The 13,418-nt window shown below is 49.4% G+C and carries 14 protein-coding genes; 6 read left to right on the plus strand and 8 right to left on the minus strand.

Annotated features, from left to right (window positions below; all coding sequences use genetic code 11):
• From M979_RS17065 to M979_RS17075, 3 genes are all read right to left on the minus strand, one after another.
• On the minus strand, positions 1-910 hold a 910-nt coding region (locus M979_RS17065), incomplete at its 3' end, for a hypothetical protein (RefSeq protein ID WP_157093266.1).
• A 303-nt stretch (positions 911-1,213) separates the two neighbouring features.
• On the minus strand, positions 1,214-2,851 hold the full coding sequence (locus tag M979_RS17070; RefSeq protein WP_064555780.1) for an STY4199 family HEPN domain-containing protein: 1,638 nt from the start codon (positions 2,849-2,851) through the stop codon (positions 1,214-1,216).
• A gap of 113 nt (positions 2,852-2,964) precedes the next feature.
• The gene (locus M979_RS17075; RefSeq protein ID WP_064555782.1) at positions 2,965-4,383 is read right to left on the minus strand and encodes an aminotransferase-like domain-containing protein; all 1,419 of its coding nucleotides are present in this window, start codon (positions 4,381-4,383) and stop codon (positions 2,965-2,967) included.
• Positions 4,384-4,560: 177 nt separating this feature from the next.
• Here M979_RS17075 and M979_RS22665 point away from each other — a divergent pair, with 177 nt between their 5' ends.
• From M979_RS22665 to M979_RS17085, 3 genes are all read left to right on the plus strand, one after another.
• Positions 4,561-4,734 carry a DUF1127 domain-containing protein gene (locus M979_RS22665; RefSeq protein ID WP_072009474.1) on the plus strand — a complete coding sequence of 58 codons (174 nt, stop codon included), beginning with the start codon at positions 4,561-4,563 and terminating at the stop codon, positions 4,732-4,734.
• Positions 4,735-4,821: 87 nt separating this feature from the next.
• The gene (locus tag M979_RS17080; RefSeq protein WP_064555784.1) at positions 4,822-5,151 is read left to right on the plus strand and encodes a DHCW motif cupin fold protein; all 330 of its coding nucleotides are present in this window, start codon (positions 4,822-4,824) and stop codon (positions 5,149-5,151) included.
• Positions 5,152-5,156: 5 nt separating this feature from the next.
• Complete coding sequence (locus M979_RS17085) at positions 5,157-5,684, plus strand: GNAT family N-acetyltransferase (protein WP_034460588.1); 528 nt, start codon at positions 5,157-5,159, stop codon at positions 5,682-5,684.
• Positions 5,685-5,724: 40 nt separating this feature from the next.
• Here M979_RS17085 and M979_RS17090 read toward each other — a convergent pair whose 3' ends face one another.
• Together M979_RS17090 and M979_RS17095 are read right to left on the minus strand one after the other, a co-directional pair.
• Entirely contained in the window at positions 5,725-5,970 is a 246-nt protein-coding gene (locus tag M979_RS17090; RefSeq protein WP_064514721.1) for a YdgH/BhsA/McbA family protein, read from the minus strand.
• A 175-nt stretch (positions 5,971-6,145) separates the two neighbouring features.
• Complete coding sequence (locus tag M979_RS17095; protein ID WP_064555786.1) at positions 6,146-6,904, minus strand: SDR family NAD(P)-dependent oxidoreductase; 759 nt, start codon at positions 6,902-6,904, stop codon at positions 6,146-6,148.
• 119 nt (positions 6,905-7,023) lie between these two features.
• Here M979_RS17095 and M979_RS17100 point away from each other — a divergent pair, with 119 nt between their 5' ends.
• From M979_RS17100 to M979_RS17110, 3 genes are all read left to right on the plus strand, one after another.
• Entirely contained in the window at positions 7,024-7,923 is a 900-nt protein-coding gene (locus M979_RS17100; protein WP_064555788.1) for a LysR family transcriptional regulator, read from the plus strand.
• Positions 7,924-7,977: 54 nt separating this feature from the next.
• A complete protein-coding gene (gene yhjD / locus M979_RS17105) occupies positions 7,978-8,988 on the plus strand; it encodes an inner membrane protein YhjD (RefSeq protein WP_034460592.1) in 1,011 nt (336 codons plus the stop codon).
• Positions 8,989-9,317: 329 nt separating this feature from the next.
• Entirely contained in the window at positions 9,318-10,643 is a 1,326-nt protein-coding gene (locus M979_RS17110; RefSeq protein WP_064555790.1) for an MFS transporter, read from the plus strand.
• A 33-nt stretch (positions 10,644-10,676) separates the two neighbouring features.
• Here the strand turns inward: M979_RS17110 and M979_RS17115 are convergent, their stop codons facing one another.
• The 3 genes from M979_RS17115 to M979_RS17125 form a co-directional block, all read right to left on the minus strand.
• Positions 10,677-10,985 (minus strand): CcdB family protein, encoded by a 309-nt coding sequence (locus M979_RS17115; protein ID WP_064555792.1) that lies wholly within the window; start codon positions 10,983-10,985, stop codon positions 10,677-10,679.
• Between the two features lie 2 nt (positions 10,986-10,987).
• Positions 10,988-11,227 carry a type II toxin-antitoxin system CcdA family antitoxin gene (locus M979_RS17120; RefSeq protein WP_245164774.1) on the minus strand — a complete coding sequence of 80 codons (240 nt, stop codon included), beginning with the start codon at positions 11,225-11,227 and terminating at the stop codon, positions 10,988-10,990.
• Between the two features lie 79 nt (positions 11,228-11,306).
• Entirely contained in the window at positions 11,307-13,373 is a 2,067-nt protein-coding gene (locus M979_RS17125; RefSeq protein WP_064555793.1) for an AsmA family protein, read from the minus strand.
• Positions 13,374-13,418: the final 45 nt, after the last annotated feature.

Consider the following 13,418-nt stretch of genomic DNA (forward strand, 5'->3'; position numbering starts at 1 on the left):
GCCCTTTGCTACTGTCTTTAATTTCAGTTCTGGGAACAACTTTAATATTTAGCCCACTGTTTTTTATCGCGACCGATCTCATACCAATCCCATTATTGCCAGCTTTGCCTATGATCCCGCTCCCCCATGCTTGCGGACATCTTAATGTGAAGCTTGCATCTACCCATGAAGAAGCCGGATCAGGGATTGCTCCGTGATTATAGTTACCCAAGTACACGTTTACATTGGCGAAAGTACAGGTAGCAGGAAAAAGATTTAGCCCACCCGTGATTGAAGTAAAGCTTGCCGTCCAACTGTTAGGAAGTGGTGCGGGGCCAGTGCCTGCCTGAGATTTGGGACTTATTGTGTTCGGTGGATAAACCATATTAGCCTGCACATAACTTGGCCCCGTAAATGCCAGAACCCCATTGCTGTTGACATCCCCTAACGGGCCAGGAATTCGCCATATTGTAACCATTGGTGTTGACCATTCCGTGGTCGTTGCCGACCCTGGGTAAGTACGGCGAATATCAGGTGAAATGGCATTGAGCGAGGGGGTTGGGGTTGGGTCTCGACCCCATAATATGTCATTAAATGACATACCAATCCCACTCACTGATGTTGGGAAAATTAAATAATCAATGCCATCATCCGAATGTCTAATCGGCTCTTTGCCATTAACAGGTATCGCATAATAAACCACACTCCATGGCCCTTTATCACACCCGAGCGTAACACTCCCGACATTTATCGAGCTATAGGTATAAAGCTTAGTAAATAGTTTTTCACCAACAATCGTCCTGTCGCTTGTTTCAGAGTAAGGCAGCGCTATAGAGATGGGAGCTTTTCCTTTCCAACAAGTAATCTCAGCAGCGTAGACTTGTGTTCCACAGCAAATAATAGCCAGAAGGAATATTACGTATTTATGCATAGACAATACCGGGAGAGATAATTAGTGAAACCGCTAATAGAAAATGTGTATCATTATAATATTTTCAGGCTCACAGCTTATTATAGAACCATCTCGATTGTATTTGAGAAACTTACTCTTTTTAGTATTAAAATCTCACTCCTGATACCAAATATATTTTTCCGTACATTTATTTACTTATATACCCTTCATACTTCAAGCTGCCGGAAAAATCTTTGGCATTTGAACGGCGCTTGCGCTGACCCCGAAGGGACGAGGCCAGAGGATGAATAGACGCAGCCAATACACCCATTTTCGAAAAGTTTAGCTGCGCATCGCGCTGTATATTGCCTGTTGAATTCGAGCCTCATCCGGGCTTACTACTTCAGCCTGTATGCCCTGATCTTTGGCTCCATCCTGACGCTTTTGCCCGGCAGCCTTGCGAAGCAGCGCTCTTTCCAACTCCTCTTTTTGCCGCTTGATAGCATCCGGCGCGCTGCAAAAGGTTTTCAAAAACTGTTTGCGTAGTGAGGTCAGACTTTGCCCGTCATGCATCGCCTGGCTCATGGTTCTGATCATGCGTCGGCATGGTCGGTCTTCATCCATCTGCGAACGGTACTGCAGCAAAGTATTGAGCGCGTCGCGGTAATCGCCCGCTAATGCAGTTTCGGTGAAATAGATTTTCCAGTTCATCCCCCCTTGCATAAACAGCCTTACCACCGTGGTATCGCCGCGTTCGATTGCCGAGCGTAAGTTGCCTTCATCCCATGTGATTCCGATATCCGCCAGCTTTTCGCGCGCGCTTTCGGTTTCCGGGAGAGAATCGATCATGGTGACTTTGAATGGCGTATTTTTCGCAGCGGCAGGTTTATTGGTGACATCACTCAGAAAGTACATACCAAAGATGGCGGCGCTAATCACTGCCACTCCCGCCACGCACCACATCAGCATCAATAACGTTTCGCCGGAGTCCTGCTTTCTTTTGGTATTACGCAACTCAGGCCGTTCGATAGCGTCGCGCACCTCTTCGGTATCGCGTCCGGTTGCCTGGTATTTTTTCTGTGCCTGCATGAGCCAGGCTTGTAATTGTGAATCATCGGCTGCCAGAAGCATCGCCGGGTTCACCTTCGTTCGTCCCTCATCGAATGCGCGCTGAATGGTGTCGCTACTTTCCTGATAGTAACTGTCGAGCAACGTGAGTTGTACGGAAGTGAGGGGTTGCTGTTGAACCAGATCATTGCGAATTTCACGCACATCATTGAGAAACGTTTGCAGTGTCTTGCGCTGATCAATCAGTAAGCTCAGGTGCGAAGAGTGCTGAAATAGCCCGGCGTAATGGTTCGCGTACTCTTTTTTATCGACCACCATCAAAGCCAACTCGCTAAAGCGCATCCCACTTAGCACATCGCCACGTTCGCCATTTTTTAACCAACGACGGACACAATCAGCACCAAACTGCTTTTTCAGCTTATGTACCAATTGTGATTGGCTGGCATAGCTTTGATCAACCAGACCTTTAAGCATCAGCTCCAAAGCGCGCATCTGGCGTGTCGCTTTATGTTGCTGAGAATTATCATTATTTTCGATTTCTGTGGAGTAGCCAAGCAAAGGCTGCTTTGCTCGCACAAGCTCGAGATAACTCACAAAGCGCAATGCCGCAATGAGCTGGTTGTGGCTGACTTCCTGGCCGCTTTCATACTGCGGCACCAGTTGCTGTAAATGCCTTAGCAACAGCGTGAAATGTGAAATCTCAGCATCATTAAGATTTAATCGTTTTGCCACCGCCATCCAACTTCCCAGCGCCAGGCGGGCTTGCTCAAGCTGTTGAAAAAACCATTGCGGATCCTTGCCTTCACTGGCTTTGATGGTGAGAAGTGGCAGGATTTGCAATGACGCCTGGCGAATCACACTCAGGCAAGTCTCGAACTTTTCCCGCATCAGCAACTGTGCAGCGCTGGTCATGATCTTCCTTTCAATTAAAAAAAGCATGTACGCCTGGCGTGGGTACACAACACCATGACGCACAATTTTATCTCAGGTGGGTAACAGTCTATGGCTGTAAAAGAGTAGGAAAATTAACCATTTTCAAAAATATGGCCGATGACCTCGCCCATATTACGCAGTGCGGTTTCAGTCTCGGCATTGAACGGCAGCGCATAATTCAGGCGCATACAGTTGCGATATTTTCCGGAAGCAGAAAGCAAAGACCCCACCGCAATGCGGATATTGTGCTGACGCAGCGTATCGCTGATCGGCACGATATCAATATGCTCAGGCAACTCAATCCACATCAGAAAACCGCCCTGTGGCCGAGAAACACAGATTCCACATGGGAAATAATGGCGCACCCAACAAGTGAATACATCCAGGTTGCGCTGATAGTGCTGACGCATGCGCCGCAGGTGGCGATGGTAATGGCCGTTACGCACAAACTCCGCGACCGCCATTTGCGTAAAAGTGGTACTGCTGCCGGTCACGATGTACTTCATATGCATGGCGCGGTCGAAATAGCGCCCCGGCACAATCCAACCCACGCGCAGTCCCGGTGCCAGCGTTTTTGAAAATGAGCTGCACAACAGCACTCGCCCATCAACATCCAGCGATTTAATCGTCATCGGGCGCGGATATTCATACGCCAGCTCACCGTACACATCGTCTTCAATAATGGCGATATCAAAGCGTTGAGCGAGGTTCAGCACCGCTTTTTTACGTGCATCTGGCATGATAAAACCAAGCGGGTTATTACAGGTAGGAACCAGAATGACCGCTTTAATCGGCCACTGTTCGAGCGCCAGTTCTAACGCTTCCACACTGATGCCCGTTTCGGAATCCGTTGGTATTTCAACCACTTTAATCCCGAATGCGCGCAGCATTTGCATGGTGCCGTGGAAGCATGGCGATTCAACCGCCACAATGTCTCCTGCCTCACACACGGCACGAATCGCAATCGACAACGCTTCATGGCAACCGGTGGTCACCACAATATCGTCTGGTGTAACAACACAGCCGCTGTCGAGCATCAAACGGGCAATTTGTTCGCGCAGTACCTGCTTACCGTTAATGCAGTCATAACCCAAAATTTCAGGCTCCTGATGCTGCACAATACGGCTCATTTCACGCCACAGCGGTTTAATCGTTGCCTGGGTGACATCCGGAAAACCACTGCCAAAAGCGATGCTTCCGCTATCTTCCCTTCCGGTTAACTGTTCAAGCACCGCATCCCATTGGGTAATTTCTACCGGGCGCTGCGCCGGGCGTGTCAGGGCGGGCACTGGCGGCTGAGATTTTTGCGGTGTCACAAAGTAGCCAGAGCGCGGCTGCGGGGAGATAAGCTGGCGGTCTTCAAGAATATGATAGGCCTGCTGTACGGTGCTGATACTGACGCCGTGTTCACTACTCAGGTTACGCACCGAAGGCAGGCGTTCACCACTGCGATACAAGCCTTGTTCAATGCGTTCTGCCAGCAAAGTGGCAAGGTGTTGGTAACGCGTCATGCTGTATCCTCTTAATTCACCATACAGACAGAAAAAGCAGTACAGAATTATGGCAAAACCACCATTCAGATCTTGTTTTAGCGCGTCTGTATGTTAAATAAAAGTTATTTTTGAGTCTGCCTGCAATCTGTATGACGGCGCATGATAGACCTCGTCAACACGATGAGGAGCAAGATCATGGGCTATGAAGAGAACCGTCCGCACAAACCGTTTTATGGCTTTGTGATGATTTACCGTTATTTGCGCCAGAGATGGCTAAATCACCAGACAGCACGCACGTTGCAAGGATTGAACAAGGAACAATTACGAGATATTGGGCTGACATGTGATGATTTATCCCGCTGGAAGTAACCCTTCATAACGGCGCATAACTATGGCGCCGTTATTTTTTTGCTGATATCTATTAAAGGACCTGCAAAAAAATAATAAGGGATAAGAATGCGTATTAACGACCTGCCGTTTAATACCACCGACTGGGCGACACTCAGCGCCACAGAACATCCGGGCATCACCGGCAAAGCGTTCTGGCGCACTCAACAATTCGGGGAAATCCGTGTTCGGATGGTGGAATACAGCGCCGGATATCTTGCAGACCACTGGTGCCAGAAAGGGCACATCCTGTTTTGCCTGGCTGGAGAATTACAAACTAAGCTGGAAGATGGGCGCATATTTACGTTAAAGCCGGGAATGAGTTATCAGGTCGCCGATAATGCTGAACCACATCGTTCCTCCACCGCTATTGGCGCAACTCTCTTTATCGTGGATTAAAAACCATGTTCCCACTTGTGACTTCAAGGCTGCACTTAACCCAAATTACCGAACAAGAATGGCCGTTCTTTTTGCGCTTACAGCAAGATCCAGACGTGATGCGTTATGTTTCCGATGAACGACGAGAAGCTGAGGTTCGCCAGATTTTTAATTCACGCCTTGTTCGCTGGGAAACACAAAGTCGACACTGGCTTTGCCTGGTTATGCGCGACAAACATAACGGCACACCTATTGGTTTTACTGGGTTTGTGCGTGGAGATGAGGACATGGCAGAAGTGGGCTTTATTCTCGATCCGGTATTTCATGCGCAAGGCTACGGTTATGAATCGCTTCATGCCGTGTGCAAATTTGCCTTTGAGAAATGCGCGATCCGCAAACTGACAGCAACAGTAACTGTCGGGAATATCGGTTCGAAAAAAGTCCTGGAGAAAGCCGGTTTTCAGTCGGAAGGGGTACTGCGAGAAAACTATTTTCTTGCTGGAACCTGGCAGGATGACTGGATATTTGGTTTATTACGCAGCGAGTTCAGATAAAACACGGGCCGCACAACGGCGGCCCATACAGCGTGAATTCTTAGTTATACATCTCGGCAACACCAAACACTTTGTTATCGCCACCAGCAGAAATGATGCGGATTGATTTGGCACCAGCCTGCTCAGCTTTTGCTTGCAGTTGTGCCTGTAGGCTATCGATATTCGCAGCACCGCTCACTGAAACTGTACCGATTTTTTGGCTTTCAACCGATTGAGTGGTTGCAGCGAAACTTGAGAATGAAGCAGCCAGGGTCATAACTACGGCAAAATATTTGATGCTTTTCATGATGTATATCCTTGAGCTTGTTTAAGTGAGAAAGCTTGTTCGCTTTCGATGTGATAAGAATAGTGCCGTAGCATAAGTGGTGATAGTGGAATGATTCGCTCATATCATTCAATATTTTTGACAAACATTTAACGACGGAGGGTGAAGTAAATTTCACCCTCGCATATACCCTTTCTTATAAGAACATCCCACCGGAAACTTCAATGCGCTGCGCATTCATCCAGCGGCTTTCATCACTGAGCAGCACAGCAATTGCATCACCAATGTCATCTGGCTGCCCGACACGCCCTAAAGCGGTTTGTGCAGCAATGGCTTTCGCCACCTGTTCGTTATCACGCACTACGCCACCACCGAAATCAGTCGCAATCGCGCCCGGCGCGATAATGTTCACCGAGATCCCTCGCGCGCCCAACTCTTTGGCCTGGTACTTCGTCAGCACTTCCATCGCCCCTTTCATAGCGGCATAAGCCGCTTTGCCTGGTAGCGCAAAACGTGTCAGGCCAGTCGAAACGTTCAGGATACGCCCACCGTTTTTAATCAATGGCAGCAAGTGCTGAGTCAGGAAGAATGGCCCCTTCAAATGGATGTTCACTAAATCATCAAACTGTTGCTCTGTTGTTTTTTCGAACAGCGCATCCAGACCTGTTCCAGCGTTGTTTAATAAATAATCAAACGAATCACGCTGCCATACGTCATGTAGTTGTTGCTTTACTTCTTTCGCAAAGGTGGAGAACCCTGCACTTTCTGCGACATTCAATTGAATTGCCACAGCTTTTACGCCAATTAGCTCAATTTCACGAACAACATTTAGTGCCTCTTGCTGCTTGCTGTTGTAGGTCAGAATAATATTCACGCCACGCGCTGCCAGCTTCAATGCTGCGTTTTTACCTAATCCACGGCTACCGCCGGTCACTAATGCGATTGTTTGACTCATGATTTGCCCCTTCGATGACGGTTCGGTTGTTGAGATAGAGCTTATTACCTGCTACAAAATCAATAAAGAGTGCCAATTGCGGATCACTGTTTCACCCACAACAACAATAAGGAAAAATAGTGGATAAAATACAAGCAATGCAGCTATTCATTAGAGTGGCTGAACTGGAGAGTTTTACTCGCGCAGCCGATGCTCTGGGCCTACCTAAAGGTAGCGTATCGCGTCAGATTCAGGCGCTGGAAGGGGTGCTAGGAACAAGGCTATTGCATCGCACCACGCGTCGGGTACAACTCACCCAGGATGGAATGGTCTATTACGAACGCTGCCGGGATTTACTCGCAAACCTGGACGAATTAGACGGGCTTTTTTTACACGACCCCAAAACTGTCAGCGGGCGTTTGCGCGTGGATATGCCGGTCGGCGTGGCTAGAAATTTAGTTATTCCCAAACTGCCCGCTTTCTTGCAGCAATATCCAGGTATTGAGCTGGAATTAAGTAGCAGCGATCGCATGGTCGATGTAGTACGCGAAGGGTTCGATTGCGTTATTCGTGTTGGGCAGCTTAAAGATTCGGGACTGGTGGCGCGACCGCTAGGGAAACTGACTTTAATTAACTGTGCCAGCCCCGATTATCTGGCGCGCTTCGGTTATCCGGAGAATCTTGACGATCTCGCCTCTCATGCTGTAGTGCATTACGCACTCAATCTCGGCAACCGCCCACAAGGGTTTGAAATCCTGGAAGATAAAAACACGCGCTGGATAAAAACGGGTGGCGTGATAACAGTGAATAGCACCGAAACGTATCAGGCGGCATGCCTTGCGGGGCTTGGTATTATCCAGGTGCCTCGTATCGGCGTAAAAGAGTTACTGAAGAGTAAAAAACTGGTTGAGATCCTGCCGCAATATCGCGCCGAACCGATGCCGGTTTCCCTGCTGTATCCACATCGCCGCAACCTTTCGCGACGGGTTCATCTGTTTATGGAGTGGCTGACGGGGCTAGTTAAAGGGTACGTGGACTAGCACCAGGCTATAATTTTTTTAAGCTCCTGCCACACCTATAGGGAAAAGAACCTGATGACAGTGCCGGATAACACCGAAAAACGCCCAACAGAAACGCTCGACTATGAACCGATAGTCAAAATCAAAACCAGTAACGAGAAGGTCAATAAAACCATCGATAGTGTGAATAACACCGTCGAGCGCGTCGAACGTAATCCCATTATTGCGCACCTGATACGGGCGGCTGAACGGTTTAACGACCGCATGGGAAATCAGTTTGGCGCAGCCATCACCTATTTTTCGTTCTTGTCACTGATCCCGATTTTGATGGTGGCGTTTGCCGCCGCCGGTTATATCCTTGCCTCACACCCCACACTGCTCGAGGAGATTTTCGAAAAAATCCTCACCAACGTTAGCGAACCAACACTTGCCGCCACGCTGAAGAACACCATCAATACGGCGGTGCAACAGCGTACAACCGTTGGCCTGGTAGGTCTGCTGATTGCACTCTATTCCGGTATTAACTGGATGGGGAACTTGCGTGAGGCGGTACGTGTTCAGTCACGAGATAAATGGGAGCGCAACCCGCAGGATCAGGAGAAGTTCTGGGTAAAGTATCTGCGTGATTTAGTGTCGCTAATAGGTTTGTTGGTAGCACTGATTGTAACGCTGTCTATCACGTCGGTTGCCGGTTCAGCCCAGGCATTCCTGATAACTCTTTTACATCTCGACGGTATCGAATGGTTAAAACCCGCCTGGCATTTGGTCGGGTTGGCGATCTCTATTTTTGCTAACTACCTGCTATTCTTCTGGATTTTCTGGCGTCTGCCGCGCCACCGCCCGCGCAAAAAAGCGCTGATCCGTGGGACGTTCATTGCGGCGATTGGCTTTGAAGTTATCAAAATCATCATGACCTACAGCCTGCCAAAACTTGTCAGTTCGCCATCTGGCGCGGCATTTGGCTCCGTTTTAGGACTTATGGCATTTTTCTATTTCTTCGCCCGCCTGACGCTGTTTTGTGCCGCGTGGATTGCCACCGCACAATACAAAGATGACCCGAGAATGCCGGGTAAAACAGATAAATAATCTTCTCAAAAGTGTAGGGCGGATAAGCTTTAGCGCCATCCGCCATCTCACCTGACAGCGGCAGATGGCGCTGCGCTTATCCGCCCTACCGTATTCTCAATCCACAATCACAGCACATAAATCCAGCCTGTAACTTTTATTTAACCTAAAAGCAGTTTTATTATCTGATTTTTCAAATATGAGAAGCACGACATAGATATTTATTTTCTGGACTAAAAATTATCCTCTTATTGCTCGTTAATCGCACAGCGCCGCAGGCAACCGTGCGTTGAAATGCGCCTTTTGCTATGCGTAATATGGCTTTCGTTCGCTATAAATAAGAAAAATCTATGCAAGCCACCATCGCTGATTCAATCAATACCGAAACTGACGCAACACCCGTCAACTCACGCGGAAAAGTTGTCGTTGCCTCGCTTGTCGGCACCGCCATCGAATTCTTTGATTTCTATATTTACGCCACTGCGGCGGTCATTGTTTTCCCGCACATCTTCTTCCCGCAGGGTGACCCAACCGCTGCAACGCTACAGTCGCTGGCCACGTTCGCCATCGCCTTTGTTGCACGCCCAATTGGTTCTGCACTCTTTGGACACTTTGGCGACCGCGTAGGCCGCAAAGTCACGCTGGTAGCATCACTTCTGACGATGGGTGTTTCCACCGTGGTGATTGGCCTGCTACCGAGCTACGAAACTATCGGCGTGCTGGCTCCCATGCTGTTAGCGCTGGCGCGCTTCGGGCAAGGTTTGGGTCTGGGCGGCGAATGGGGCGGCGCGGCATTGCTGGCGACCGAGAACGCACCACCGCGCAAACGTGCGCTGTACGGTTCGTTCCCACAGTTAGGCGCGCCAATTGGCTTCTTTTTTGCCAACGGCACCTTCCTGCTGCTTTCCTGGTTATTGACTGACGAACAGTTCATGAGCTGGGGCTGGCGCGTACCCTTTATTCTTTCTGCAGTGCTGGTGATTATCGGCCTGTATGTGCGTGTGTCTTTGCATGAAACCCCGGTATTCGCCAAAATCGCCAAAGCGGGCAAACAGGTAAAAGTGCCGCTCGGCACTTTGCTGAGCAAGCACCTGAAAGCGACGATTATCGGCACGTTTATCATGCTGGCAACTTACACGCTGTTCTACATCATGACGGTCTACTCCATGACGTTCAGCACCGCCGCTGTGCCTGTTGGCCTTGGCTTCTCACGCAACGATGTGCTGTGGATGCTGATGATGGCGGTAATTGGTTTTGGTGTGATGGTGCCGATTGCCGGTTATCTGGCTGATAAATTTGGCCGCCGTAAGTGCATGATTGTTATCACCAGCCTGATGATTATCTTTGCCCTGGCCGTGTTCCAACCGCTTTTAGGTTCAGGTAACCCGACACTGGTTATGGCATTCCTGCTGATTGGTCTGAGTCTGATGGGTTTAACCTTCGGCCCAATGGGCGCGCTATTGCCAGAGCTGTTCCCGACCGAAGTGCGTTATACCGGGGCATCGTTCTCTTATAACGTGGCATCGATTCTGGGCGCATCCGTGGCACCGTATATCGCGACCTGGCTGCAGGCGAATTACGGTTTGTTCTACGTCGGGCTGTATCTGGCAGCGATGTCAGCGATTACGCTGGTTGCGTTGCTGGTATCGAAAGAGACGCGTCATTTGTCTCTTTAACGTAAAACAGCGCGGTGGAAACCGCGCTGTTATTTAAAATCCATCAAAAACAAAATCTATCGCCCCTTTAATCTCCGTCCTCCAGGCCATCGCGTTACCCACTTCTTCTCGTAGAACGCTGGCATCCACACTTGCCATTTCATGCGTCATCACGATGAATTCTTCCCCTTCAACCTCAACGATGGGACAAATTCTTTCTGGTAACCGGGTTTGTGCCTGCGAGGCATGCACTAAAGGAATAACGATACGAGTAGTCAGCAGGTCGATAAGATCACTTTGCACATCAATTAGATAAGGATACTTTTTATTATTACTACCATTGCGGTAAAAGTAATATTGCATAGTCAGAACTTCCGATGTTCATCCGCGAAGTTTCCACACTGCTCCATGATGCGATTAAGTTCAATAAGCCCCTCACGGTTGCGCTGCTTCCACTGCTGACGTTCGATTTCCTCAAGGTCCTGGGCAATAACCACGCTCAGGCGTTGTGACAAATTAAGACCATGAGCACGAGCGCGAACATAAAGCTCGTCGTCTATAGTCACACTCACGGTACGCTTCGGACCTTTCATTGCGACACTCATTGTGTTTCCTCTTGCATAAAGCACGTGTTTTCAACACGTGCTTTATGCAATATATAAGTGGGTTGTTATTTAAGCAATATCACTTCTTCATCTGTCCCAAAATATTCTGGCACTGGTTCTGCCCACCTTCGGACGGTGAAATCAGTGCCAACAGCGCTGCGGCTGGCGTCACCAGCGTTGCCAGTGCTGCGGCTACCGCACCGCGAGCAATAAGTGGCCCCGCTTTCACACCGGCATCCGGGTTCTTAAAGGTACCGCGCACATACAGCGGTGAACGCAGTGTGATGATGCGAATCCCTTTGCTTTCAGGATCGATGGTTAAATCGAGCCGTTCACTGGCAAAGTTGGTGGTACCTGTGACGTTTATCAGCGCGTTTTCAGTATCGAAGGCGAATATTCGTGGAGTCGCCACACCGCCGCGTAAATCAAGGTTTGCCGCCGCACAGTTAATCCGCACTTCGTCATCACCAAAGATTTGCCCAACAATATAGTTCCCCACATTCAGGCCGACGATTTCCATCAGGTTGCGGCTGATTAACCCATCATTCATCAACAACTTCAGGTTACCGTCGCTGCTACCCAACAACTCAGCAATAGAGTTACCACGGCCCCGTAATTCCGCATCACCGTTTAGCTCACCGAGCGTTTTTTGCATCGACTCCACTTTCGGCATCAACTGTTTGAGTTGTAAACGCCGCGCCCGAATATCTGCTCTTCCCTGCATCGGCTTTTTGTCGCCTTCCAGGTGGATATTGGCGCTGATGGTGCCGTTCGCCATGCCAAATTTCAGCGGCTGGAGCCGCAGGTCAGCGTTTTTCAAAATCACGTGCGTGGATAAGTTACTCAGTGGCAGCGTGCCGCTGTGTTCGATACGGCCGCCTTTAAAGCGCACATCGGCATCCATCACATCCCACTTGTCGGTTTCAAAACGGTCATACGGCAAAACTTTGTCGCTCGGCTGAACGGTTTTCTCGCCTTTGGCTTGCTCAGACTGTTTGCTCTTTTGTGCACCTTTGCCAGAGTCCACGCCAATCAGCGGGCCTAAGTCGGCCAGACGGAGCTGTTTAGATTCGAGATCCCCCTCCAGTTTCGGGCGCGGTTTGCCTTGCGAGTAGGTGAGCGAGCCGTGAATGTCGCTGTCGCCGATACGCCCGTTAAAGTTCTGGTAGCGGAATACCGAGCCTTTTTCAGTATCGATTTTTGCCAGCAGGTGCCCATCAGTTTCAAACGGTGGCGTATCTGGCAACAATACGCCGGTTAAATCATAAAGATTGCCCAGCGAATCACCGGAGAATTTAAGCTGTAAATCGACGCCACCCATTTTCATTGGGTCGTTAATGGTACCGATAAACGCCACACGGGAATTACCGGAATGGACATCCGCCTGCACCGGGAAGGCGGTTTCACCTTCGCTGCGTAGCGCTAACATGCCGCCGATTTTGCCGTTACCTTCGAGCGGCGCGCCGTTATAACGACCACTCACTTTCAGGCCAAACACATAATCTCCGGCTTTTGCGGCATCTTTGCCCGTGGGTTTCTTCCCTTCTACTTCACTAAACGGCAATGGTTTGCCGAGTGGGTCGACGAGGATCTCTATCTCGGCTTTGGTGAGTTTATCGTTAACGGCGATGCGGCCTTTATCGAACAGAATATTGTCCATTCTGAATGACCAGGCAGACGGCGTTTGATTGGGATCTTTTGTCCCATCGCTGGCAAGTTTAAAGGTCCAGTTATTGTTTTTTTCTGACAGGCGAATCAGCCGCGCATCCGGTTGCACCAGCTTAATCCATGGGATGTAGACCGTTTTCGTCAGCAGTGCGAGTGGTGCCAGGGTGGCGTCAACACGCGGTAGATGCACCATCGTGATTTCAGGAATGTCAGGCGGGTTACCGAGAATAATATCTTCGGCATGAACATGCGGCCAGGGCACCCAACTGCGCCAGCCTGTCTCTTCTTTGTTGCGTTCCCAAACCACACCTAAATCGCCACGAATGGCGAATGGCCTGTTCAATTCTGTCGAGACTTTTTGGTTGATGGTCGGTTTGAGCCGATTCCAGTCAAACGTCGCAATCACAATGATTGCCACCACAACCAACAACAATAAAACCCCGACGACTCCACTAACGATTTTTCCAGTTTTTGTCATGCCTTTCACCCTTTCCTGATGTGGCTCACTTTCACTAAAGATAGT

The organism is Buttiauxella noackiae ATCC 51607, assembly GCF_001654865.1.
GTDB lineage: Bacteria > Pseudomonadota > Gammaproteobacteria > Enterobacterales > Enterobacteriaceae > Buttiauxella > Buttiauxella noackiae.